This window comes from Alistipes sp. UBA1686, assembly GCF_002320215.1.
Lineage (GTDB): Bacteria > Bacteroidota > Bacteroidia > Bacteroidales > Rikenellaceae > Alistipes > Alistipes onderdonkii.
The window spans coordinates 145,660-168,992 of the sequence record NZ_DCKA01000013.1 but is presented as its reverse complement, the minus strand read 5'-3'; the positions used below and the strand labels follow the sequence as shown (position 1 = coordinate 168,992).

The following is a 23,333-nucleotide window of genomic DNA, read 5'->3' as shown; positions in this document are numbered from 1 at the left end:
TTTCCAAGATACGCGCCGCATGGCTATTTTTGCACATTGCCAATAAAAAACTCGTACCCATGCGCATAAAATCCCGGACATCCGGCCTCATGCAACCGCCTCGGGAGATTTCACATACCGGTAATCCGACCGGCGGTGCTGGGGCACATTCCGCCGTCCTCCCGGCAGCGCACGAGACAACCGACAATCCCAACAACATCTTTTACCGAACGATCCGGACTGTTATGAAAAAACAACTTATATGTCTATTGGCATCGGCGGGCCTGCTGGCCGCCGGATGCTCCACGGAAAACGACACGGAAGCGACGGGATACGGCACCCTGTCCGTCAACTGCACGGCCGACACGTCGATCGACACGGCTTCGGCCGAGGCTTCAGGCACGCCCGAAGCGCCCGCAGCCGGGGCTTTCTCGCTCACGGTAACGGGCGAAACGGGCACGCAGAAATGGGATACACTCACCGAGTTCGAGCAGAGCCAAACCGTCTTCCGGATGGGCGCCTACACCGTCGCGATCGCCCACGGCGACCCCGATGCGGAAGGAGCCGGCAAACCTTACTATTATGCCGAACAAAAGATCGAAGTGCTTCCCCGGCGCACGGTAAATGCAGACCTGACCGCCACGGTGGCCAATTCGCAGGTGGTAATCCGCGCCACGGAGCAGTTCCTCGCCTATTTCCACGACGCCAGGTTCACCGTGACGACGGCCTCGGGCAATGAATTCGCCTTCACGCCCGGCAGCGACCCTGCCGACGAACCGGTGTTCGTCAAGGGCGGCACGCGGCTCACGGTGACCGGCACGGCACGCCGCCAGAGCCCGACGGGCACGGGGGAAGGCCCCGAAGTGACTTTCTCCGCCCAGACGCTCGACGCCACGACGCCGCGCACCTGCCACATCATCACCTACGATGCAAAAAACGCGGGCAGCGCCACGCTGACCATCACACTCGGCGACAGTTACACTGATACCCGGACGCTCGACTGCGAGGTCAACGAGGGAGCCATCGACGATACCGAAAAGAAATAAAAACAGGGAAAGATATGAAAACATTTACCAAATTTCTCACGATGTTAGCGGTTGCGGCACTCTTCGCAACCGGCTGTGTAAACGAAGAGCCCCCGTACAAGGAGGATCCGAACCCCGAGCCCGCCGGGATGACCGGCTATCTGTCGATCGGCAACCTCTCGATGACGGTCGTCTACGACGAAACCGAAATCCGTCCCGACGACACGTCGGATGAGACGCAGGCCGCACGCACCGCATCCGGGACGCGCGCCACGGCTCCCGACGTGGACAGCTTTATCGTGGAGATCCTCGACGCCGACAACGCGCAGGTACTCGAAATGACCTATGCCGAGCTCAAGGAGCAGCTCAAGACGCCGATGGAACTGAAGGTGGGCGTCTACCGCATGGAAGTCCGTTCGGAAGACACGATGCCCGGCGCGGACTGGGAACACCCCGTCTACGGTGCGACGAGCGACTTTACGATCACCAAGGCACAGACGACCTCGCCCGAAGAGGTGGTCTGCACCCTGCAGAACATCAAGGTCTCGGTGGAATATTCGCCCGAGCTGGCCGACATGCTTGCCGACACCAGCAAGGCCACCGTATCGCTGGGCGATACCAGCCTGGATTTCTCCAAAACCGAGACCCGGGCGGCCTATTTCAAACCGCTGGCCCTGGAAAACACCCTGAACTTCGCATTCGACGGCACCTTCGCCGACACCGGTGTCCCCGCTAAATTCAGCAAGCAGATCACCGGGGTCAAGGCCGGGCAGTGGCGCAAGGTTTCGGTCGTAATCGGCTACGCCGACAAGGGCAACATCCTCTTCTCGGTCAAAGTCGACAACAGCATCCTCCAGGACAACAAGTTCGTCGTCGACGGTACGGAAAACCTCGGGGAAGAGCTCCTCGAAGACCCCAACGCCCCGGCGCTCACCTGGCCCGGGCACGACATGACGCAGCCCTTCACGCTGACCGACGCCATGTTCGACGCGGAAGGGAACTGCATCGAACCGTTCGCATTCGACCTCTCCTCGCCCAACGGCATCGAATCGCTGCAAGTGACCGTCGGCTCCACCAACAGCCAGTTCCTGGCGTCGATGTCCGCCATCCAGTTGCCCCAAACATTCGACCTCTGCGCCCTCGACGCATCTTCGGCGGCAGGGATTATCCTCAAGGGCTTCGGCTACCCCGTAGGCAGCGAGCTCAAAGGACAGACGGCCAAGAGTTTCAACATCGCAGGGCAGATCAGGGCGCTCTATGAATTCGACGGTACGCACACCTTCGCCTTCACGATGACCGATGCAAAAGGCGTCTCGTCCGAAGCCGTACTGACGCTCGTAGTCGATAAAAGCTCGGGGCAGACGGGCCCCCGGATCACGTGGCGCGGCTACGACATCGACCAGCAATACGAAGTGCAGAAGGACATGGTGATCGACATCGACATCGAGGCCGACAAAGGCATCAAGTCGTTCTTCGTGACGATCGACTCCGAAACGCTGAGGCCGCTGCTGCCGGTGATCAACCTGCCGGAGAAATTCGACATCTGCGACATCCCCGACGAACTGGTCGAAGTCCTGCACGGCGAATTCGGGTTCCCGATCAACGAGCAGGTAAAGAACCGAACGTCGGTGACCTTCTCGATCACCAAATTCGTCGAGATACTGCTGGAAATCCCGGGCGAGCATAATTTCGTCCTCGACGTGACGGACAACGATAATGTACTGACACACAAGACTGTCAAACTCATCGTCCACTAAAGCCGACCGATAATGAAACGATATATCTCATATTTTGCCGTACTGCTCGCGGTGCTCCTCGGCGCGGCCTGCTCGAAAGACGACTCCGCCGCGGGCAGCGACAATCGCACGGGCGTCATGGCGATGACGGTCTCGACCCGGCAGACAGCCGACACCGGCGAATACGACCCGTTGCAGCACCAGACCGTCTACATCTACAACGACGAGGGCGGCCTGCTGCGCAAATACACCTCGAAAGAAGCGCTCCCTGAACGGTTGGAACTGTTGGCCGGCACCTACCACGTAGCGGTCGAAGCCGGAGAGGAAGCCCCCGCCGATTTCACGAAACGGTTATACAAGGGCGAGGAGACGTTCACCGTCAAACCCGGCGAAACCACAAACGTTGCGGTCGTCTGCCAAATCGTGAACACCGTCGTAGAGGTGAAATTCGACGATTCGATCCTCCAGAACCTCGCCCCCGGCTATTCCGTATGGATCGCCGGCGGGGAAAAGGTCGACGAGCAAGCCGCCGAAGCGGGCAGCGTCCCGGCGCTCAGGTTCACGGCCGAAGGGACGGGTTATTACACCCTGCCCGCAGGCATGACGTCGTTGGCCTGGCTCTTCCGCGGAACGCATGTCGAGGGTAAGAACGTGGAAATGGAAGATTACATCCCCAATGTCAAAGCCGGCGGCAAGTATACCCTCACGTTCAAATATTCGCCCGATCTGCCCGGTTATATCGACTGTGTGCTGATCAGCGTCGACCCCGGTACCGACGACAAGGACGACGAAATCATCTTCAGCCCCGATCCGGCCGTCATCAGCGAAGGGTTCGACATCGCCGAAATCCAGAAATACGTTTCCGGGGAGAAGAAATACCGGATCCTGGCCTTCTCGGAACTGACCCGGTTCACGGTTTCGGTAGGCGACAAGAGCTACGACGCGCTCAACGGCACGACCGAGGGCATCTCCCTCGAACCGGTCGACAAATACAACGTCCGGCTGACGCTCTCCGATGCGTTCTTCGCTTCGTGCCAGGCCGGCGACCAGAAAGTGACGCTCCGCATCGAGGACGCCAACGGCGGTTCCTCGGAGGTCGCTACGACCTACCGCCTGGAGGGGCTGGTTCCCGTAACGGCGGACGACTACGACCTGTGGGCCAATACGGTCACGCTGCGCGTGGTTTCTTTCACGCCCGGCACCACCGTGCAATTCGGCCTGCGCAGCAGCGGCGGCGAGTGGCAGCCGATGGCAGGGACATCGCAGGGCAACGATTTCATCACGGCGACCTATGCGCCCCAGTGGGAAGAGAAAACCACGGCGGACTGGAGCACTCCGGCCACGGTACTGCCCTATTCGCGTCTCAAAAAGGGCACCGGCATATCGGCAGGCAATACGTACGACTACAAAGCGACGGTCGGCTCGAAGGAACTCAGCGGCCGGTTCACGGCCGACGAGGGCGCTCCCATGACCGACGGAAGCCTGGAATCGTGGAGAAGCGCCCAGCAATTCCCGGGCTCCGGCACCAACTATACCTTCTGGGGCAGCGGCTACAACCCGTTCGCCAAGGAACTCTGTACCCGTGACGAGGCCATGCCGGGACGCGTCGGGACATACTGTGCCAAATTGTCCGCGACATATAATACGCTGGCCAAGGTTCCCGCACCGGGCAACCTATTCACGGGAGACTTCGCCATCCAGGTTCTCGGCGGGATGGGCGGCAACGTCTCTTTCGGCAAAAAGTTCGCTTACAACGCCCGCCCGAGAGCCGTCAGGTTCAAATACCACGCTACGATCGGGGAAGTCAACTACAATCTCCATGGCGGGAAAATTCCCGTCGGCGAAATGGACAAGGCCCGGATATTCGTCTGCATCGTGGACTGGACGGCCCAACAGAAAGTATTTGCCGGGACAAAAGCCCCGACGGGCACCTGGGATCCGGAGACACAAACCGAAGCGGCCAACGGCCCCATCATCGGGTATGCCTCCAAATTCATCGAAGAAACGACCCAGGGCGATGAAATGGTAGAAGTTATATTGCCGATAAACTATTACCAGGACACGGCCGCCGCTCCCGATGGGAAGTACAATATCGTCGTATCCTGTTCCACCAGTGCATACGGGGATTACATGGATGCCTGCACCACCAACGTGATGTACGTCGACGATTTCGAATGGGTATATTAACGATTAAACGCAAACGCACGACAATGCGCAAGATAACCACCAGTACGCTCCTGGCACTCCTGCTTCTGGCAGGCACGGCGCCGGAGAGCCGTGCACAACAGACGGACGCCGCGGCGTCCCTCGCCCCGCAGGCCGACAGCACGAGCTGTATGCTGCACGAGGAGCATCCTCAGACCGTCAACGAAATGCGGCGCCAGCGCGGCCTTACAGACAAACACAACCTCTTCGTCCCGCGCGGGCAATGGATCTTCGGAGGAACGGCCTCCTACTCGACCCACTCGAACGATACGTACAGGTTCCTGGTCGTCGAGGGCATCGAATCGAAGGGCTACACGTTCAAGGTCAGCCCGATGATCGCCTATGCCTTCCGCGACAACATGGCGCTCGGAGGCCGTTTCATCTATTCGCGCTCGCTGCTCAAGCTGGACAAGGCCGACCTCAACTTGGGCGGCGAGGATTCCGACCTGAACTTCGAGCTGAACGACTGCTATTCGCTGCAACAGAGCTATTCGGTGGCCATGATCTGGCGCCAGTACATCCCGCTGGGCCGCAACAAGCGTTTCGCGCTCTTCAACGAGATGCAGCTCTCGGGCGGCGGCACACAGGCACGCTTTGCCAAGGACTCCCCGGTGAAGGGCACCTACCAGACGGGCTATACCTTCTCGCTGGGTATCTCGCCGGGTATCATCGCCTTCGCCACGAACAACATGGCCGTCGAGGTCAACGTCGGCGTGATGGGCATCAGTTACAGCCACACCAAACAGGTACACAACCAGGTGACGGTCGGCAAGCGCGACGCCAGCATGATGAACTTCAAAGTCAATATCTTCTCGATAGGGCTCGGCATGGCATTCTATCTCTAAACACGGCACGCACATGAAACGAATCATACTTTCCATTTTATCGGTATTCATCACGCTCGGCGCCGCAGCGGAGACGGGACAAGCCCTCCCCGCGGTGCAGCGGGCCGCTACGGCCGCAGTCGAAGAAACCCCCTCCGGCAACGAGGACACCGTGCCCCCGGAAACTTCGGACACCCCCGGAACGGGCACCGAAGCCACGGCGGAAACAACTTCGGGACTCGCCGCAGAAACGGACACCGCAGCCGCAGCGGGTACCCTCGGTGCCCTGGCGGCCTCCCCGGCGACGATGCCCGCAGCCATGCCGGCCGAAAAGCACAAGCGCCCCCAGGTGGAGCGTTTCCTGCCCACGCGCCGCCGCATCGACCGCGAGATCAACAAACTCAAATTCGCCTACAAGGGAGAAGTGATGATGGGTCTTACGGCCTCCTACGGTACGGTTTCGAGCGACGACACCGACCTCATGCTCATCTTCGACAACATCGATGCGGATGCCACGATCGCAACGGTAAAACCCTTCGTCGGTTATTTCTACCGCGATAACAACTGTATCGGCATCCGTTTCGGATACAGCCACATGGGCGGCACGCTCGACAACACCTATTTCGATGCGGGCGAGGGCAACGACCTCTCGGGGCAGCTCCCCTACGTCGATCTTTCGAGCGACGAATACTCATTCGGCATTTTCCACCGTTCTTATGCGGGGCTCGACCCCAAAGGACGCTTCGGGCTCTTCGCCGAGTTCGAGCTGGCGCTCTCGACGGGACATTCGAGCTTCGCATACGACCCGGATCATAACGAAGGAGGCGCACCCAACCGCACCTACAACGACAAAACGCAGGTAAAGCTGGCGTTCAACCCGGGAGCTGCCGTATACATCTTCCCCAACGTCTGTGCGACGATTTCGTTCGGGCTGGGCGGCATACAGTATACGAGCATCACCCAGAAGGATGCCGACGGCAACAAGATCGGTTCGCGCAAGGCTTCGAACATGCGTTTCCGGCTCAATATCGCGGCCATCAACTTCGGTATGACGATACATTTGTGGGACAAGAAAAAGCAGTAAACTATGAAATACCTACGCATACTCTTTTCGGCGGCGGCGCTCCTGCTGGCAGCGTCGTGCATCGAGAACGACATACCGTACCCCACCATCGAGCTCAACATCCGCAGCATCGAGGGCGAGGGGTTCACGGTGGCCGGCATCAGCCTCGTGAACCGTACCGTGACGCTCACGCTGGACGAGAAGACCGATATCCGCAAGGTCACCATCGACAAGGCGGAATTCGACGTCGCCACATCCAACCCGATGATGACCGACAAAGAGAAATTCATCAGCCAGATCAGGACTTCGCAGCCGCTGAGCGGGGAGTTCGACCTGCGGGCGCCGCTCTATGTCACGCTCTCGCTCTACCAGGACTACGAGTGGACGATCGTGGCCGAGCAGCCCATAGCCCGGTCGTTCACCGTCGCCGGGCAGATCGGATCGACACTGATCGACACGCAGGCGCGTACGGCCACGGCCTATGTCGCCGAAGGCACCGACCTGAAGGCCGTCACGGTCACCAGCCTCAAGCTGGGGCCTGCCGACATCACCGCCTACTCGCCCACGGCCGAGGAACTTTCCGCCACGGGCTTCGAAACGGTTCGTCTGGTCGACGTCACCTGCCACGGCCGCACGGAGCGGTGGATGCTCCATGTCCAGCCCACCAACGTGAAGATCGGTGTCCGCGAGATCGACCTCTGGAACAACACGGCCGTCGTAACCACGATGGTTACGCCCGAAGATTACGCCACCGCCGAAATCCAGTACCGTCTGAAGGGTACCGCCGACTGGCAGACGACGCAGAAGGGCGCACAGGACGAAAGCGGCATCTTTACGAGCTCGATCGCACCCGAATGGACAAGCCTCACCAACGATGCGGGCATCCCCGTAAAACGCCTCGTCACGACCAAGGGCGTCTACGCCGGGCAAACGTATGAATTCCGGCTTCTCGTCGGCGGGCAGCAGACCGAAACCGCCGAATACACGGCACCCGCGGGCGACACGATTCCCGACGGGAACATGGAAAACCCGGGCTTGTCGTGCTTCACGAGCGAAAATACGAATGCGGAGTTCTGGGCCAGCGGTAACAACACATTTGCGGATAAGCTCTGTAGGCAGGGGACTTTCAACGGAATGGGCGGCAGCTATTGCGCGAAACTGGCCGCGGCAGCCCCTCCCCTCGTCAACATCGCAGCCGGCAACCTGATGTCCGGCATCTTCTACAAAGACGGCCTGTGGACGGGCGTAGTAGAATTCGGACAGCCCTACAACTGGACGGCGCGCCCTTCGGGCATGAAGGTGAAATACCACGCGACACTGGGCACGATCGACGCAAGCAAACATTCCGGGGCCCCGGTCGGCATAGGCGACCCGGACAAAGCCCGCATTTTCGTCGCCATCATCGACTGGAACGCCCGGCACCGGGTCGCTTCGGGCACCAAAGACCCCACGGGCATTTGGGATCCGGCGGAAACCACCCAGACCGCAGAAGGGAAACTCATCGCCTACGGGTCGCTGTTCGTCGACAAGTCGACCGAAGGCGAGCAAATGGTAGAGGCCACCCTGCCGCTCAACTTCTACGACCCGGCTGCGGGACGCCCCACCGGCAAGTACAGCATCATCATCTCCTGCTCCACGAGTGCCTACGGCGATTACATGGTGGGCTGCACGACGAATGTAATGTACGTCGACGATTTCCAGTGGGTCTATTGACCCGGCGCCGGACAAGTCCGCCGGCAACTCAGAAGATATAAAGAGAAAAGGCTGAACCCCTGGGTTCAGCCTTTTTGCTGTAGATTCAGACTTTTCAATTCCTGCCGGAGTTATCTCCGAGCAATCCGGCAGTATTTGTCATAGCGTCCTATCACGTCGTTCACGTAGGCCAGCGTCTGCCGGCTGCCGGTGAAACGTCCGCACTTGACCGCCTCGCTCTCGTAATACTCGGGCTGCGCCTTGAGTTGCAGGTAGCGGGCCACGACCTCCCACGAATTGGGATCCTCGCCGTTGAGCCGTGCCAGGCGCCTCGCATCGTTCACATGGCCGATCCCGCTGTTGTACGAGGCCAGGATGATGCTCATCCGATCCTTCTCGGGAGTCCCCTCGGGGAAACGGAGCGTGTTCATAATCTTCGACATCAGCTTGTTGGCCAACCATATGTTGGTCTCGGGATTGGAGACCTGCTCGGTCGGGACGTCGAACTGGCGTGCCACCGAGGGCATGATCTGCATCAGCCCGCGGGCCCCGCTGCGCGAGGTGATGTCGGGCGTGAACCGCGATTCATGGTAGGCGATGGCGCTCATCAGGCGCCAGTCGTGGCCCTCTTTTTCGCTGATGTTGCGAATGACATTGTCATAAGCCGAGATCACATAGTCGCCCTCACCGAGCAGCGAATTGCCGAAATCGGCCGCATCGTCGTTCAGCAGCATGTCGTCCGTCACGGGTGTGCTGAACTGGGCGTTAAAGCCGTAAAAAGTCGTCAGGATTGTTAAGAACGCAAAAGTTAAAACTGTCTTTTTTAACATAAAATGTTGTTTTGCGGGCAGTTCATACCGCGCAGAACAATACGCTAATCATAGAAACCCCATGAGATACCGATTTTAAACATGCCCGGATTGAGCGGGTAACCCGCCGCGGAGAAATACTCCCCGTTTCCGAACAGTCCCTTGTTCACATGCTGATATTTGAGGAATATCCGCATTCTCTTCCACTTTCCCATGACGAAGGCGTCCATGTAGGGGTAATTGCCTACTTCGACGTCCCGTTGGTTGTAATAGGCCGACAGCGCAGGGTTGTAACTGGGCGCATAATAACGCGTGTTATAGCGTCCGTCCAAACCGATCTGAAGGCGTAATACGTTGCGCACGACCCAGAACTCGTAATAATACGAAAGGAACGCGCTCAAAAGCGGAACGGGTGCAACTTCTTGATTCGTACTCCACTGCAACAATACCCTGTTGTCCAAATGAAGTCCGCCTAAGCGGAAATCTTTGCGAGCGTACACACTCGTGAGGCTTACGTTGTCACTGCTTTGGGCGATCTGGCTCTCCTTGTCGTAAAAGATCTTGTTGCCGACGACGCCCTGCCATGCCCCCGCTTCAAACGCATAATCGGGGACTGAAAACTTCACCTCGAACCGAGTTTCATTCTCCTTATTCAAAGGAGTGGACCACACGTAGTGGTTCGAGAACAGATTCTCCTGCCAGTAGTTGGGCGAACGCCGATCCATCGTGAACCGGCCTTCGAGAATCAGGGGGTGTCCGCGGAGATATCCCGTCAGCGCCAGGTGGGCGCCGATGGTGAGGTCTCCGCCTCTGTATCCCGACGGGTAGAACTTGAGGTTCGCGTCCCAGTCGACATATTTCTTTATCTTTCCTCCGACGGAACCGTATGCGAAATAGCTGGTCTTGTTGACCTTCGTATACTTTCCCGTCTGGTAATCCCTCATTTCGAATTGCGAGTAGGTATGCATGTCGATACCGATGCCTGCATCAATCGTGCCTACCACGCCGTTACGATCCCAGGGCTGCGCCTGCACGAAGAAGCGGTTCGAAATCACCCGCTCGTAGATCGAGTCGCGCGTCTGGTCGGGGTTGATATACCAGTTCTGGTAGTAGTCCAGCGTATCGGGCACGAAATTGCCCTGTTCGTCCCGATGCGCCCTTTCGTCGATATACCGCGCATATTTGTCCGAATAGACCTTGCTCCACGAACTGTACTGGAACGAATGGCCGATATAGACCGCCGACAGGTCGGCGAGCGAAAAGTCATTCTCCGTCACGCGCTGCAACGGCAGGGCATAGGACTGCGTGATGAAGAAGGCATTGTTGCGGTAGGTGTTCTGCGCCTCGGCATCCGACAGCTTCATGGGCACGCCCGAAGGCATCTGGAACGTCGTATCGGCGATGGCCCACGTCCCGACCACGCCGCCGTTCTCCTGCTGCTCGATGTGGTTGTTGTAATAGGCCGCATGCACCGAATAGCGCTTGCCCGTATGGCTGAAGGCGACCGACAGGTTGTGGTTCTTCGTCCGTGACCAGACATATTGTCCGCGCGTTCCCCGTGCCTTGTAGTCGACGTTGAACCCGGTCGTGGGCGAAATATTCTGCGCGTGCATGATATTGAAGTTCTCCTCCCGGAAACGCTTCTGCCCCGACTCGAGGTACGTCATGCGGATGATGGGCTTCTTCGTATTGTAGAACGGAACGTTCTCCATGTCGTACGTATACGCATAGTAGGGGCTCGCAAAACTGAAATCAAAGAACTGCGGCCGCCGGAAATAGTTCATCGGCAGCGATGTCTGCCCGAGGGCGCCCTGCGCGATGTCGCCCACCTCTTCGCGGAAGAAGGGGTAGTCGATCCGCCAGTCGGTGAGCGTCGTGTCGAGCGGGCTTATCTCCACGCGGTTGTAGTCGCGCTTGACGCTCCAGCGAAAATTGTTCAGGGCGCGGATCGAATCGCTGAAAAAATACGATTCGAGCGGCTTGCGGATCCGGCGTTCCTTCTTGGTCGTATCCTGCGGCTGGCCGTCCTGGCCCTCCTCTCCCTCCTCGCCGGTCTGCTCGTAAGGGTTTGTACCGTAAAGGTTCCCCGTCTCCCCGCGCTGCTGGGCACGCTGCAGCGTCCTGGCGTTGAAACCCTGCGAACGTACGATGCCGGGCGCTGTAAGGAACAGACCGAGCAAAGCTGCCAGCAATATTCTATTCGTCAACCTCGACATGGAACGTAAATCCGGGGTAAATATAATTAAAAAATTTTAAATATACAACTATTTCTCAGAGCTAGCCGCTGAGCCAGACTTCTTTAGCGACAGACCCCACCCCACGGCCGATATGGCGATGTAGAGCAGAATGACAATGGGGACAGCCGGGATACCCAAGGCGACCAACAGAACAACGGCCAGGGCAATAAAGATATAACGGATCTCGTTGCCTTTAAAAGCAAAACTCTGAAACTTGAAGGCGAACATCCGAACAGGCGAAATGAGCAGCCACGACATGGCCGGCACCATCAGCAGCACCCAGCCCCCTTGGTTGAAACCCGTCTTGGCGTCCATCCAGCCCAGCGCAACGAAAAACAGCGCATTGGCAGGGGTCGGAAGGCCGCAGAACTCGGTATGCTGCGTCTCGTCGATATTGAATTTCGCCAGCCGCAGCGCCGAGAAGGCCGCCACCGCGAAGCAAAGTGCGCTGCCGCCGTAGCGCAGCCATGCTTCGGCATCCGCAGGCAGGGAATTGTTCCACAAGACGAAAAGCACGGCCGACGGGGCGAAGCCGAACGAGACCATGTCGGACAACGAGTCCAGTTGTACGCCGATGGCGGAAGGGCATTTGAGCAGCCGGGCCACGAAACCGTCGGAATAGTCGAAAACACCGGCGGCGATCGTGAGCCAGAAAGCCAGCGCCAGATCGCCGTAAACCAGTGCCGAAACCACCGCGAACGAGCCGCAAAGCAGGCTCGCAAGGGTCAGCAGGTTGGGTATGGTGAACAGTCTTATCTTCATCGGGAGTACAAAAATATTATTCCTGCAATAGGCGGCAAAGTTACAAAATATTTTTATCTTTGTCTCACTTAATTCCATATTATAACTTATGGCAAGCAATAAATATTGTGTCATCATGGCCGGCGGCATCGGATCACGTTTCTGGCCCAAGAGCCGGCAGTCGATGCCAAAACAGTTCCTCGACATCCTCGGAACCGGGAAATCGTTTATCCGCCACACCTACGAGCGCTTTGCAAAAATCGTCCCCGCCGGGAATTTCCTCGTCGTGACGAACCACAAATACAAGGATCTGGTATTGCAGCACATCCCCGAAATCGGGGAGAAACAGGTGCTCTGCGAGCCGATCGGCCGCAATACGGCCCCCTGCATCGCCTATGCGGCCTATACGCTGCTCAGGGAGAACCCCGACGCCGAGATGATCGTCACGCCGTCGGATCACCTGATCCTCAACGAGGACGATTTCCGCACGATCATCGGCGAGTGCCTCGAGTTCGCCGACCGGCACGACGCCCTGCTGACCGTGGGCATCAAACCCACGCGCCCCGATACGGGTTACGGCTACATCCAGGTCTCGGACGACCACGCCATCAGCAAGGTCAAGTGCTTCACCGAAAAGCCCGATCTCGAGCTGGCGCAGACCTTCCTCCAGACCGGCGAGTTCTACTGGAATTCGGGTATCTTCATCTGGAAGGTGCAGGCCATCGTCGAGGCCTTCCGCAAATACCTGCCCGAGCACCATGCCATGTTCAGCGGCGTGATGAAGGCGCTGGGCACCGATGCCGAGAAGACCACCGTGGAGATCGTCTTCTCGGAGTGCCGCGCCATCTCGATCGACTACGGCATCATGGAAAAGGCCGACAACGTCTATGTCCGCTGCGGCGACTTCGGGTGGAGCGACGTCGGCACATGGGGCTCGGTCTACCAGCACGCCCGCAAAGACCGCTACGCCAACGCCGTCCCCGAAGAGGGGTGCTATGTCTACGACACGCGCAGCAGCATCGTCTCGCTGCCCAAGGGCAAGGTAGCGGTCATCAGCGGCCTGAAGGAATACATCGTCGTGGACACCGACGACGTATTGATGATATGCCCCCGCGCCGAAGAACAGAACATCAAGAAATTCATCGACGAAGTAAAGTTCCACAACGGGGACAAACATATCTGACACCTATGAAACGCATGCCGTTCCATACCACAGCCTTGCTGCGACGATTCGCTGCGGGCTTTTTTTTAGTGGCGGGGATGCTCTCGTGCTCCGCGCCGCAGGCCACCTTCACCAACCCGCTGCGCGACGGCGCCGACCCGTGGATCACCAAATACGACGGGCACTATTACACCTGCTTCAAATCGGGACGCGGCATCGCCGTGACCGAATCGGACGACATGACGCGCTTCGAACGCGAGCGTGTTGTCTGGCAGCCCGCCGACAGCGGGGCGTGGAACAGCTTCAACATCTGGGCGCCCGAGCTACACCGCCTCCGCGGCAAATGGTACATCTACTACGCCGCGGCACCCGTCCCCGGCAGCCCCTTCACGGGGCAGCGCACCGGCGTGCTGGAGTGCGACACGCCGCTGGGCGACTACCGCGACTGCGGCATGCTCTACACCGGCGACAATCCCGACGGCAAGACGGACAACATCTGGGCCATCGACATGACGCTCTTCGAACACCGGGGTGAGCTCTATGCCGTATGGTCCGGCTGGGAACGCCAGCGCGACACCGACGCCACCGACCAGCTGCTCTACATCGCCCGCATGGAATCGCCGACCCGGATCGGGCCGCGCATCCTGCTCTCGCGCCCCGACCAGCCGTGGGAACAGGGCGACCACATCGCCCTGCAGGAAGGCCCGTCGGCATTGCGGCACGGCGACGACCTCTTCATCGTCTACTCCACGCGCGGCTCGTGGTCGCGCCACTACAAGCTCGGGCAACTGCGCCTGCGCACCCCCGACAGCGACCCGCTGAATCCCGCATCATGGATCAAGAGCGGCCCCGTCTTCACCGGCAACGACCGCATACACGGCGTCGGCCACGCCAGTTTCACCACCTCGCCCGACGGGCGCGAACACTGGATCTATTACCACTCGAAAAAAGATACGGTACACAACTGGGGGCGCGACGTGCGCCTGCAACGCTTCGACTTCGACGCCGCGGGCAACCCCCGCTTCGGGCAACCCGCAGAGCCGGGGCCCTACCCCATGCCCTCGGGAACCCCCATACACGCGAACTGACATGTCCGAACTATACGATATTTTCCGGGAACACCCGCACATCTCCACCGACACGCGCGACATCGGGGCTGATTCCATCTTTTTTGCCCTGCGCGGCGCGACGTTCGACGGCAACCGCTTCGCGGCGGAGGCGCTGGACAAAGGCGCGGCCTATGCCGTCGTGGACGACCCGGCAGCCGTCACCGACGAGCGTATGGTGCTGGTCGGCGACACGCTCGGGGCGTTGCAGGAGCTGGCACGCGAACACCGCCGCCGGCTGGCGATCCCGATACTCGCCATATCGGGCAGCAACGGCAAGACCACGACCAAGGAACTGGTGAGCCGCGTGCTGGCCGAACGCTTCGAGGTCTACGCCACGCGCGGCAACCTCAACAACCACATCGGCGTGCCGCTCACGCTGCTCGCCATGACCCGCGACACGCAGTTCGGCGTGGTCGAAATGGGAGCCAGCGCCTGCGGCGAAATCGCCCTGCTGGCCTCGATCGCCGAGCCCAACTACGGCATCCTGACCAACATCGGCCGTGCACACCTCGCAGGCTTCGGCGGCCCGGAGGGGGTGCGCCGCGGCAAGGGCGAACTGTTCGACTACCTGGCCGCGAACGGCGGCCGCGCCTTCGTCCCCCGCGAGGACGAGACGCTGACGAACATGGCAGCCGAACGCGACGGGCTGGCCGCGGAGTATTACAGCGTCACACTGGCCGACGGCCTCGAAAACCACCTCGAAGGGCATTACAACCGGTTCAACATCGCCGCAGCCGTGGCCGTCGGACGTTATTTCGACGTCGCCGACGAGCGTATCCGCCATGCTGTCGGCAGCTATGTCCCCGACAACAACCGCTCGCAGCGCACCGAGACGGGGCGCAACACGCTCATCGTGGACTGTTACAACGCCAACCCGTCGAGCATGCGGGCATCGGTCGCGAATTTCCTTGCCGAGCCGCCCGGCACACGCACCCGCCGCCTGCTGATCCTAGGCGACATGCTCGAACTGGGCGCCTGGTCGGCGGAGGAGCACGCCGCTGTCATCCGCCTCGCAGCACAGGCTCCGCAGACGGAGGTGATGCTCGTCGGACAGGAATTCGCCAAGGCCCGTGCCGACATGGAGCCGCAACCCGCCCGGATCACGCTCTTCGCCGATCGGGAACACCTCATCGCGGCGCTCCGCACACACCCCGTGGACAACGCGCTGGTGCTGATCAAGGGTTCGCGCGGCATCGGACTGGAAAAAGCGGTCGGGGAGCTGTAGCCCCGCCGCCACGACCCGCCGGGCACCAACCCGGTACAGGCACGATACGCAGGAACAAAACGCCGGTAAACGAACCGGAAGGGCACGCCGCACAGGCAAAAAAACACCGACTGAGAACAACCTGAAATCCATAAGCCATGAAACACCTGCTGACAGCCATCCTCCTGCTGGCCTTCGCGCATACCGCCGCAGGCGAAAGGAACGTCTCGCTCGAACGCGATTTCGGAACGCTTTACGGCACACTGCTCACCCCCGATGCAGGTGCGGAAACCGTGGCTGTCATCATCGCCGGTTCGGGCCCCATCCCGCGTAACGGGAGCGTCAACAATTATCTTTACCTGGCGCAGGCGCTCGAAAAGGCAGGCATCGCCTCGCTGCGCTACGACAAACGCGGCATCGGTGCGAGCCGGTTCACGGAACCGGAAAAAATGGCCGACGCCGTACTGGGGGATTTCATCGGCGACGCCGCGGCATGGGCCGACTACCTCGCCGGCGAGGGTTTCCGCCGCGTCGTACTGATCGGCCACAGCGAAGGGGCGCTGATCGCCTTCTGCGCGGCGCAGCAAACCCCGAAAGTCGCCGCCGTCGTTTCGCTGGCCGGCGCCGGCTACCCGCTCGACGAGATACTCCAGTTGCAATTGGCCTCACAACTCCTGCCCGACAACATGGATCTGCTCTTGCAGGCCAACGCGATCACCGCCGCCCTCAAACGGGGCGAACGGGTCGAATCCTGCCCGCCGCAGCTCGAAGCGCTGTTCCACCCTTCGGTACAGACATTCTGGATCTCCAGCCTGCGCTACGACCCGCGCGAGGAGATCCGCAAGGTGCGGGTTCCGATACTCGTCGTGGGCGGGGACAACGACCTGCAGGTGCCGCCCGACAATGCCGAGGCGCTGGCAAAGGCACAGCCCCGGGCCCGGAAGGCAATCATCGCAGGGATGACCCACCCGCTCAAAAAATGCACGGGACGCATGCGCATCGACCAGACGGGAGCCTACGGCGACAGCACGCTACCGATCGACCCCGACCTCGTGGCCGTCGTTACGCAATTCATCCGGGGGCTCTGATTTTTCCCTGCCGGAAAGACAAAACCGGATTATTTTTTTAATTTTGTATAAACCGATTCCGAACCAAACGACATACCGAACCATGAAACTCCTGATCAGCATCGAATACCGTACCCGCTGGGGCGAACAGCTCGTCATGCGGATCGGCAAACGGCGCATTGCGCTGCAATACGCCGACGGAGGCGTCTGGACAGGCGCCATCGAACGCTATACCCAGAGTGAAGATACCGAATACCGCTATGAAATCGAACGCGACGGCGCGTGCATCCGCAGCGAATGGAGGCCGCACACGCTGCGGCTCCCCGCCCGGGAGGGGGTGCGCACGCTGCGCATCCGCGACCGCTGGCAGGAGATGCCCTCCGACACGCCGTTCTACTCCTCGGCATTCACCCGGGGCATCTTCGGCCGCGGGAAAACCGGCAGTCCGAAGAAGGCTACAGGCAACATCACGCTGCGCGTCGTGCTGCCCACCCTGCGGCCGGACGAAACGCTCGCCGTCGCCGGCAGCGGCCGTGAGCTGGGCGACTGGAAACGGATCGTCCCGATGGACGACAGCCGCTTCCCGGAATGGGAACTCACGCTGCATACCGCGCACCGGTTCGAATACAAATTCCTGATCGCCGACCGCAAGACCCTCACCCCCATCCTGTGGGAGGAGGGTGCCAACCGCACCTGGGGCGAGTTGCCCGGCGCTGGCGAACACGCCCTCGACGCCGCGGCATCCCCGCGTTTCCCCGAGCGCAGGTGGCGGGGCGCCGGGACGGCGATCCCGGTCTTCTCGCTCCGTACGGAAGAGGATTTCGGCGTCGGCGAGTTCTACGACCTGAAACGGCTCATCGACTGGGCGGCCGCCACCGGGCAGCGCGTCATCCAAGTACTGCCAATCAACGACACCACCATGACCGGCACCTGGGAAGACTCCTACCCCTACAACGCCAATTCGACCTTCGCCCTGCACCCGCAGTTCATCCGGCTGCCCGCCGCGGGCGTCGTGGAGGACGACGAGTACCGCACCCTGCGCAGCGAACTGAACGCCCTCCCCGAAATAGACTACGAACGGGTCAACCGGCACAAACTGCGGCTGCTCCGCCGGGCGTTCGAACGCCACGGCGCCCGCACCGCGGCACGCCGCGACTACAAGGCCTTCATCGCCGCCAACAGACACTGGCTCATCCCCTATGCCGCCTTCTGCACGCTGCGCGACGAAACGGGCACGCCCGACTTCACCCGCTGGGGCGGTTTCGCCCGCTATGACCGCAAAGCCGTCGACGCCTATTGCCGCAGCCACAGCCGCGACATCGCATTCCACTGCTATGTCCAATACCACCTGCATACGCAACTGTCCGAGGTCTGCGCCTACGCCCACGACCACGGCATCGTCCTCAAGGGCGACCTGCCCATCGGCATCAGCCGCACGAGCGTCGACGCATGGCTCTACCCGCACCTGTTCCACATGGACTCACAGGCCGGGGCTCCGCCCGACGCATTCTCGGCCGTCGGCCAGAACTGGGGATTCCCGACTTACAACTGGGAACGTATGGCACGCGACGGCTACGCCTGGTGGCGGGCACGCATGGCCAAGATGGCCGAATACTTCGACGCCTTCCGCATCGACCACATCCTCGGGTTCTTCCGCATCTGGGAGATTCCCACGCATGCCGTACACGGGTTGCTGGGCTATTTCAACCCCGCCCTGCCCTATTCCGCAGATGAACTGCGCGGCATGGGCTTCGACACGCAGGGCGGACGCTACACCACTCCGGCGCCCGACGAGCACACGCTCGGGGAACTGTTCGGCGACCTGGCCGGCGAAGTCCGCGCCACCTGCATGAAGGAGGGGCGGTTACTGCCCGCCTATGCCACCCAGCGCAAGGTCGCAGCCCGCTTCCCGGGCGACGACGAACGCCAGACCCGGCTGCGGGAAGGGCTTATGGCATTGCTCGACGACGTGCTCTTCATCGAAGACCCGCGCCGCAAGGGCTATTTCCACCCCCGCATCGCCCCCCACTCGACGCACGCCTACCGCCGGCTCGACGGAGAGCGCCGTGCAGCTTTCGACCGGCTCTATACCAACTTCTTCTACCACCGGCACAACCGCTTCTGGCAGGAATCCGCCCTGCGCAAGCTCCCGGTGCTCCTCTCGGCGACCGAGATGCTGACCTGCGGCGAAGACCTGGGTATGATCCCCGACAGCGTCCCCGAAACGATGCACGAACTGCAAATCCTCTCGCTCGAAATCCAGCGCATGCCCAAGACGCCGGGGGAACTCTTCGCCGACCCGGCGCACTACCCCTATTTCTCGGTCTGCACCACTTCGACGCACGACATGAACCCGCTGCGGGCATGGTGGGAGGAAGACCGCGAACTCACGGCGCGCTTCTACCACGAAGCCCTCGGCATCGGGGGCGACGTCCCCTATTTCTGCGAGCCGTGGATATGCCGGCGCATCCTCGACATGCACCTCAACTCCCCGGCGATGCTCACCATCCTGCCGTTGCAGGACTGGCTTTCGACCGACGGGGAACTGCGCTACCCCGACCCGGCCAAGGAACGCATCAACGTCCCGGCCGTTCCCCGATACTACTGGCGTTACCGGATGCACCTCCCGCTCGAAGAACTGCTGCACAAGGAGACCTTCAACGAGTCGCTGCACGACATGATCGCCTGCAGCGGGCGCCGCTGACGGGCGTACTGCGGCACCGTAGCTCCCGGCCACAAAAAAGGGGTACTCCGCTGAGCAGGGTACCCCTTTTATCATGCCGTCACGACCAAGGCTCAGCCATTCCCCTCCAACCACTTCAGGAAGTCGTCGACCCGCGACCGGCTCACCACCATCTCGAACTCCGGACGCGGTCGGGCCGTGATTTTCAGCCGGTTGCCCAGGTATTTCACGATGCTGACGATCGCCGGCATGGCGATGATGCAGCCGCGCGATATGCGGAAAAACCGCCCGGGATCCAGCTCGTCCGAAAGGACGTCGAGCGACTGATCCACAATATAGCGGTTATTGTCGTTCGTGACGAGGTAGGTGTTTTTCTCTTCCGAGTAGAAATAGGCGATATCGGCGATCTGCACCGGGACGATCCGGTCGTTGAAACGCACGACATAACGCTGTTTGTATTCGCGCGGGCCGCGGATCGCGTTCAGCAATACGTCGGGGTCGATGCCCCCGCTCCGCACCCGGCAACGCTCCACGGCACGCCGCAGCGCTGCGGGGTCGATCGGTTTGAGCAGATAGTCGATGCTGTTGACCTCGAACGCCCGCACGGCGTAATTGTCATATGCGGTGGTCATGATGACCCGCGCCGTCACGTCCGCCTGGCGGAATATCTCGAAGCAATCCCCGTCGGAGAGCTCCACGTCCATGAAAATCACATCGGCACTGTTCCCCGGCGTGCGCAGCCAGAGCACCGTCTCCCTGACCGAGCCGGTCGTCCCGACGATCCGTACGTCGGGAAAATGCTGGGTCAGCGCTCGCGCCAGGTTTGCCTGGGCCATCATTTCGTCTTCTACGATCAGTACGTTCATATTACAGCAACGGTAAGGTGACACAATATTCGGTATCGGTACGGCGTATCCCGATCGGGATGCCCGACAGGTCGAGGTATTGCTGGCGGATGTAGTTCAGCCCCACACGGGTCGAGGTAGTGCCGGATACCTTCAGCTGAAGGTTGTTCGACACCGTCACGGCTCCGGCCCCGGCGACGATGCGGATCACCAGCGGCCGGTCGGCCCCCACCGAGTTATGCTTGATGGCGTTTTCGATCAGCAGCTGCACCGAGCAGGGCAGGACATGGCGGTTCATGGCCTCGTCCGGAATGTCGGTCTCCACGCGAAACCCCTCGGGGAAACGCACCTGCAACAAGTCGACGTACATCCCCACGAAAGCCATCTCCTCGCGCAGGCGCACGAGCGTCTCCTCCTCGTTCTGGAGCATGTAACGGTAGATGCCCGCCAGTTTATGGATGTAGGCGCTGGCCTGCTCCGTGCGCTGCTCGCAGACCAGGCAGTCGAGGATATTGAGCGAGTTGAACAGGAAATGGGGGTTGACCTGCTGTTTGAGTTTCATGTAACGGAACTGCGCCTGGTGCGCCTTACCGCGCTCGGCACGCAGCACGGCACGCGCGACCAGGGCGTAATCGACCATAAATACGACCGAATAGAGGGTTACCTCGACCAGCAGGGTGACGATCCACAGTTGCAGGAACTCCCGTGCGGAGAACGAGCGGTCGAAGGCGAACGGCAGGTGCAGCCCCGTAATGAGCGCCACGCAGGCCGACGTGAACAGCACGAACAGGAGGAACGCCGCGATTTCGGCGATCAGACCGTGCCGGGTTTCACGCCTGCGCGTATACCGGACATAGATGATATTGACACACAGCAGGATAATCAGTGCCGCGGAATTCGAAGCCAGCAAGTCGGCCATGTGGTAAAGGCGGTCTGTGGAGAAGGAAGGCGATGAGAAGAGCTCGACATAGGCCAGCCTCAGCACGAAAATCACCCCCACGGCCAGCAGCAGCAACCCGATGCGGGGCGTCCAGGCCGAGGAGCGGCTCGCCGTGTCGTCGCCGCGGCGGAACAACTTGGTGAACCACACGATGCTCCAGCCCAGAATCTCGGTGGTTATGAAGGTCGAGACGGCATGCACCACAGGCGGGGCGTGCAATAACAGCTCGATCAACTGCGCACCGCCCGTACCCAGCAGGTAGCCGATCACGTTGACGACGATCACGCTGGCAGCGGTGAACTCCACGTTCAGGCCGCGTTTGAGGCAGATCAGCACGATCAGCACGATCGTCAGCAGCGTCAGCACCAACTCGTCGTTGATCCCCGCCAGATGGCATGAAAGGGCGACCACGGCATGGAGCACGGCGAACAGGTGGATAATTCCGGACACTTTGAGCGATCGCATATAGGCTGACTGAGGCTGTATTAAGTATATACGGGTTTCGTTTATTTATGAATAAAGGTAGTGTTTTTCCGCGTAAATTCCAAATCGTCCCCCTCGGGCTACCGTTCGTCGTAAAAATCCGCCCGTTCATCCGGCTGATCCCCCCGTTCGTCGCCCGGCGGTTCGCCATCCGGATTTTTTTATTAAAATTTGTATAACCTGAAAACCAACCGAAAAACCGAAATGACCAAACCTAAACTCTCATTTTGGCAGATTTGGAACCTCAGCTTCGGCTTCCTCGGCGTGCAGATCGGATATTCGCTCCAGAATTCCAACACGTCGAGCATCTTCGAATCGCTGGGGGCAGATGTCAGCCACCTGAGCTACTTCTGGCTGGCGGCACCGCTGGCCGGCATGATCGTCCAGCCCATCGTGGGGCTCTTTTCCGACGGCACCTGGACGCGCTGGGGCCGCCGCATCCCCTACATCCTGGGCGGGTCGCTGATCTCGGCGCTGGCGCTGGTGCTCATGCCCAACTGCCCCAAACTGCTCGCCTTCGCCCCGCTCGCCATGGGGGCTTTCATCCTGCTGTTCATGGATCTGTCGTTCAACGTCACGATGCAGCCTTTCCGGGCGCTGGTGGCCGACATGCTCGACGATTCGCAAAAGACGCAGGGCTACGTGGTACAAACCTTCCTGATAAACCTCGGTGCGGTCGTCGGCGCTATCCTGCCGCTCGTCATGACATGGCTCGGCGTGTCGGACGAGGCCGCTCCGGGGCATGTTTCGCCGCACATCGCCTACTCCTACTACGCCGGGGGCGCGATCCTGCTGCTCACGGTGCTCGTCACCTCGTTCAAGACGCGGGAATACCCGCCCGCGGAGTTCGCCCGCTACAACAACCTCTCCGGGGAGGATGCCAAGCCGATGAGCTTCGCCGGCCTCATGCGCAACGTCCCCGGCGTGATGGTGCGGCTGGGCGTCACGCAGTTCTTCTCGTGGGCGGCGCTCTTCCTGATGTGGACTTACCTCAAACCTGCCATCACGGGTGTGGTCACCGACCATGCCACGGGCGAAGTACTCTCGGCCGGTGCCACGCAGACCTGGGTCGGCGTGCTCAACGGCACCTACCCCATCCCCGCCTGCATCGCCGCATTGTTTCTCGCACGCGTCGCCGCGCGCTACGGCAACAAGCCCGTCTATGCCGTCTGCCTGCTCGCCGGGGCGCTGGGCTTCGCGGGGTTGTGCCTGCTGCACGACCAATACGCGCTGATGCTCCCGATGGTGGGGATCGGCATCGCCTGGGCGGGCATCCTCGCCATGCCCTACGCCATCTTGTCGCGCGCGGTCGAACCGCGCCGCATGGGCGTATACATGGGTATCTTCAATTTCACGATCACCGTCCCCCAGATCGTCATCGGACTGACCGGCGGTGCCATCGTCAAGTACTGCTTCGCCTCCGACGCGGCCGACATGCTGGCGCTCGCCGGGGTCTTCATGCTGCTGGCCGCCGTGTCGGTCTTCCTGGTCAAAGAACACAAGGCCGAATGACCTACAATCCATAAAAT

Annotated in this window: 17 protein-coding genes; 12 read left to right on the top strand and 5 right to left on the bottom strand. The window is 60.6% G+C overall.

Annotation, left to right across the window (positions count from 1 at the left end; all coding sequences use genetic code 11):
• Window positions 1–224 precede the first annotated feature (224 nt).
• From B3C38_RS05190 to B3C38_RS05165, 6 genes are read left to right on the top strand one after another with little or no spacing between them, the layout of a single operon-like run.
• Window positions 225–1,025 carry a DUF4493 domain-containing protein gene (locus B3C38_RS05190; protein ID WP_286726020.1) on the top strand — a complete coding sequence of 267 codons (801 nt, stop codon included), beginning with the start codon at window positions 225–227 and terminating at the stop codon, window positions 1,023–1,025.
• A 14-nt stretch (window positions 1,026–1,039) separates the two neighbouring features.
• Window positions 1,040–2,761: a DUF4493 domain-containing protein gene (locus B3C38_RS05185; RefSeq protein ID WP_130065071.1), complete on the top strand. Its 1,722-nt coding sequence runs from the start codon at window positions 1,040–1,042 to the stop codon at window positions 2,759–2,761.
• A 12-nt stretch (window positions 2,762–2,773) separates the two neighbouring features.
• Entirely contained in the window at window positions 2,774–4,927 is a 2,154-nt protein-coding gene (locus tag B3C38_RS05180) for a DUF4493 domain-containing protein (protein WP_286726017.1), read from the top strand.
• A gap of 23 nt (window positions 4,928–4,950) precedes the next feature.
• Window positions 4,951–5,790: a hypothetical protein gene (locus B3C38_RS05175; RefSeq protein ID WP_022333353.1), complete on the top strand. Its 840-nt coding sequence runs from the start codon at window positions 4,951–4,953 to the stop codon at window positions 5,788–5,790.
• A 13-nt stretch (window positions 5,791–5,803) separates the two neighbouring features.
• A complete protein-coding gene (locus B3C38_RS05170) occupies window positions 5,804–6,853 on the top strand; it encodes a hypothetical protein (RefSeq protein ID WP_022333352.1) in 1,050 nt (349 codons plus the stop codon).
• 3 nt (window positions 6,854–6,856) lie between these two features.
• Entirely contained in the window at window positions 6,857–8,545 is a 1,689-nt protein-coding gene (locus tag B3C38_RS05165; RefSeq protein WP_022333351.1) for a PCMD domain-containing protein, read from the top strand.
• Between the two features lie 110 nt (window positions 8,546–8,655).
• On the opposite strand, the gene B3C38_RS05160 is transcribed toward B3C38_RS05165, so the two are convergent.
• The 3 genes from B3C38_RS05160 to B3C38_RS05150 are packed head-to-tail and all read right to left on the bottom strand — an operon-like array spanning window position 8,656 to window position 12,332.
• Complete coding sequence (locus B3C38_RS05160; RefSeq protein ID WP_018695149.1) at window positions 8,656–9,354, bottom strand: transglycosylase SLT domain-containing protein; 699 nt, start codon at window positions 9,352–9,354, stop codon at window positions 8,656–8,658.
• Window positions 9,355–9,398: 44 nt separating this feature from the next.
• Window positions 9,399–11,549, bottom strand: coding sequence for a putative porin (locus B3C38_RS05155; protein ID WP_055202555.1), 2,151 nt, complete (start codon window positions 11,547–11,549; stop codon window positions 9,399–9,401).
• Window positions 11,550–11,597: 48 nt separating this feature from the next.
• Entirely contained in the window at window positions 11,598–12,332 is a 735-nt protein-coding gene (locus tag B3C38_RS05150) for a CDP-alcohol phosphatidyltransferase family protein (RefSeq protein ID WP_286726005.1), read from the bottom strand.
• Between the two features lie 88 nt (window positions 12,333–12,420).
• Here B3C38_RS05150 and B3C38_RS05145 point away from each other — a divergent pair, with 88 nt between their 5' ends.
• The 5 genes from B3C38_RS05145 (at window position 12,421) to B3C38_RS05125 (ending at window position 19,557) form a co-directional block, all read left to right on the top strand.
• On the top strand, window positions 12,421–13,494 hold the full coding sequence (locus tag B3C38_RS05145) for a mannose-1-phosphate guanylyltransferase (protein WP_286726004.1): 1,074 nt from the start codon (window positions 12,421–12,423) through the stop codon (window positions 13,492–13,494).
• A 5-nt stretch (window positions 13,495–13,499) separates the two neighbouring features.
• Window positions 13,500–14,561, top strand: a complete 1,062-nt coding sequence (locus tag B3C38_RS05140; RefSeq protein ID WP_286726001.1) for a glycoside hydrolase family 43 protein — start codon at window positions 13,500–13,502, stop codon at window positions 14,559–14,561.
• Window position 14,562: 1 nt separating this feature from the next.
• Window positions 14,563–15,807 carry a UDP-N-acetylmuramoyl-tripeptide--D-alanyl-D-alanine ligase gene (locus B3C38_RS05135; protein WP_286726000.1) on the top strand — a complete coding sequence of 415 codons (1,245 nt, stop codon included), beginning with the start codon at window positions 14,563–14,565 and terminating at the stop codon, window positions 15,805–15,807.
• Window positions 15,808–15,944: 137 nt separating this feature from the next.
• The gene (locus B3C38_RS05130) at window positions 15,945–16,874 is read left to right on the top strand and encodes an alpha/beta hydrolase (RefSeq protein WP_022333345.1); all 930 of its coding nucleotides are present in this window, start codon (window positions 15,945–15,947) and stop codon (window positions 16,872–16,874) included.
• An 82-nt stretch (window positions 16,875–16,956) separates the two neighbouring features.
• On the top strand, window positions 16,957–19,557 hold the full coding sequence (locus B3C38_RS05125) for a 4-alpha-glucanotransferase (protein WP_286725995.1): 2,601 nt from the start codon (window positions 16,957–16,959) through the stop codon (window positions 19,555–19,557).
• 92 nt (window positions 19,558–19,649) lie between these two features.
• Here the strand turns inward: B3C38_RS05125 and B3C38_RS05120 are convergent, their stop codons facing one another.
• Entirely contained in the window at window positions 19,650–20,402 is a 753-nt protein-coding gene (locus B3C38_RS05120; RefSeq protein WP_149873600.1) for a LytR/AlgR family response regulator transcription factor, read from the bottom strand.
• Between the two features lies 1 nt (window position 20,403).
• Complete coding sequence (locus B3C38_RS05115) at window positions 20,404–21,786, bottom strand: sensor histidine kinase (RefSeq protein WP_117506451.1); 1,383 nt, start codon at window positions 21,784–21,786, stop codon at window positions 20,404–20,406.
• Between the two features lie 222 nt (window positions 21,787–22,008).
• Here B3C38_RS05115 and B3C38_RS05110 point away from each other — a divergent pair, with 222 nt between their 5' ends.
• Window positions 22,009–23,316: an MFS transporter gene (locus tag B3C38_RS05110; protein ID WP_032136030.1), complete on the top strand. Its 1,308-nt coding sequence runs from the start codon at window positions 22,009–22,011 to the stop codon at window positions 23,314–23,316.
• Window positions 23,317–23,333: the final 17 nt, after the last annotated feature.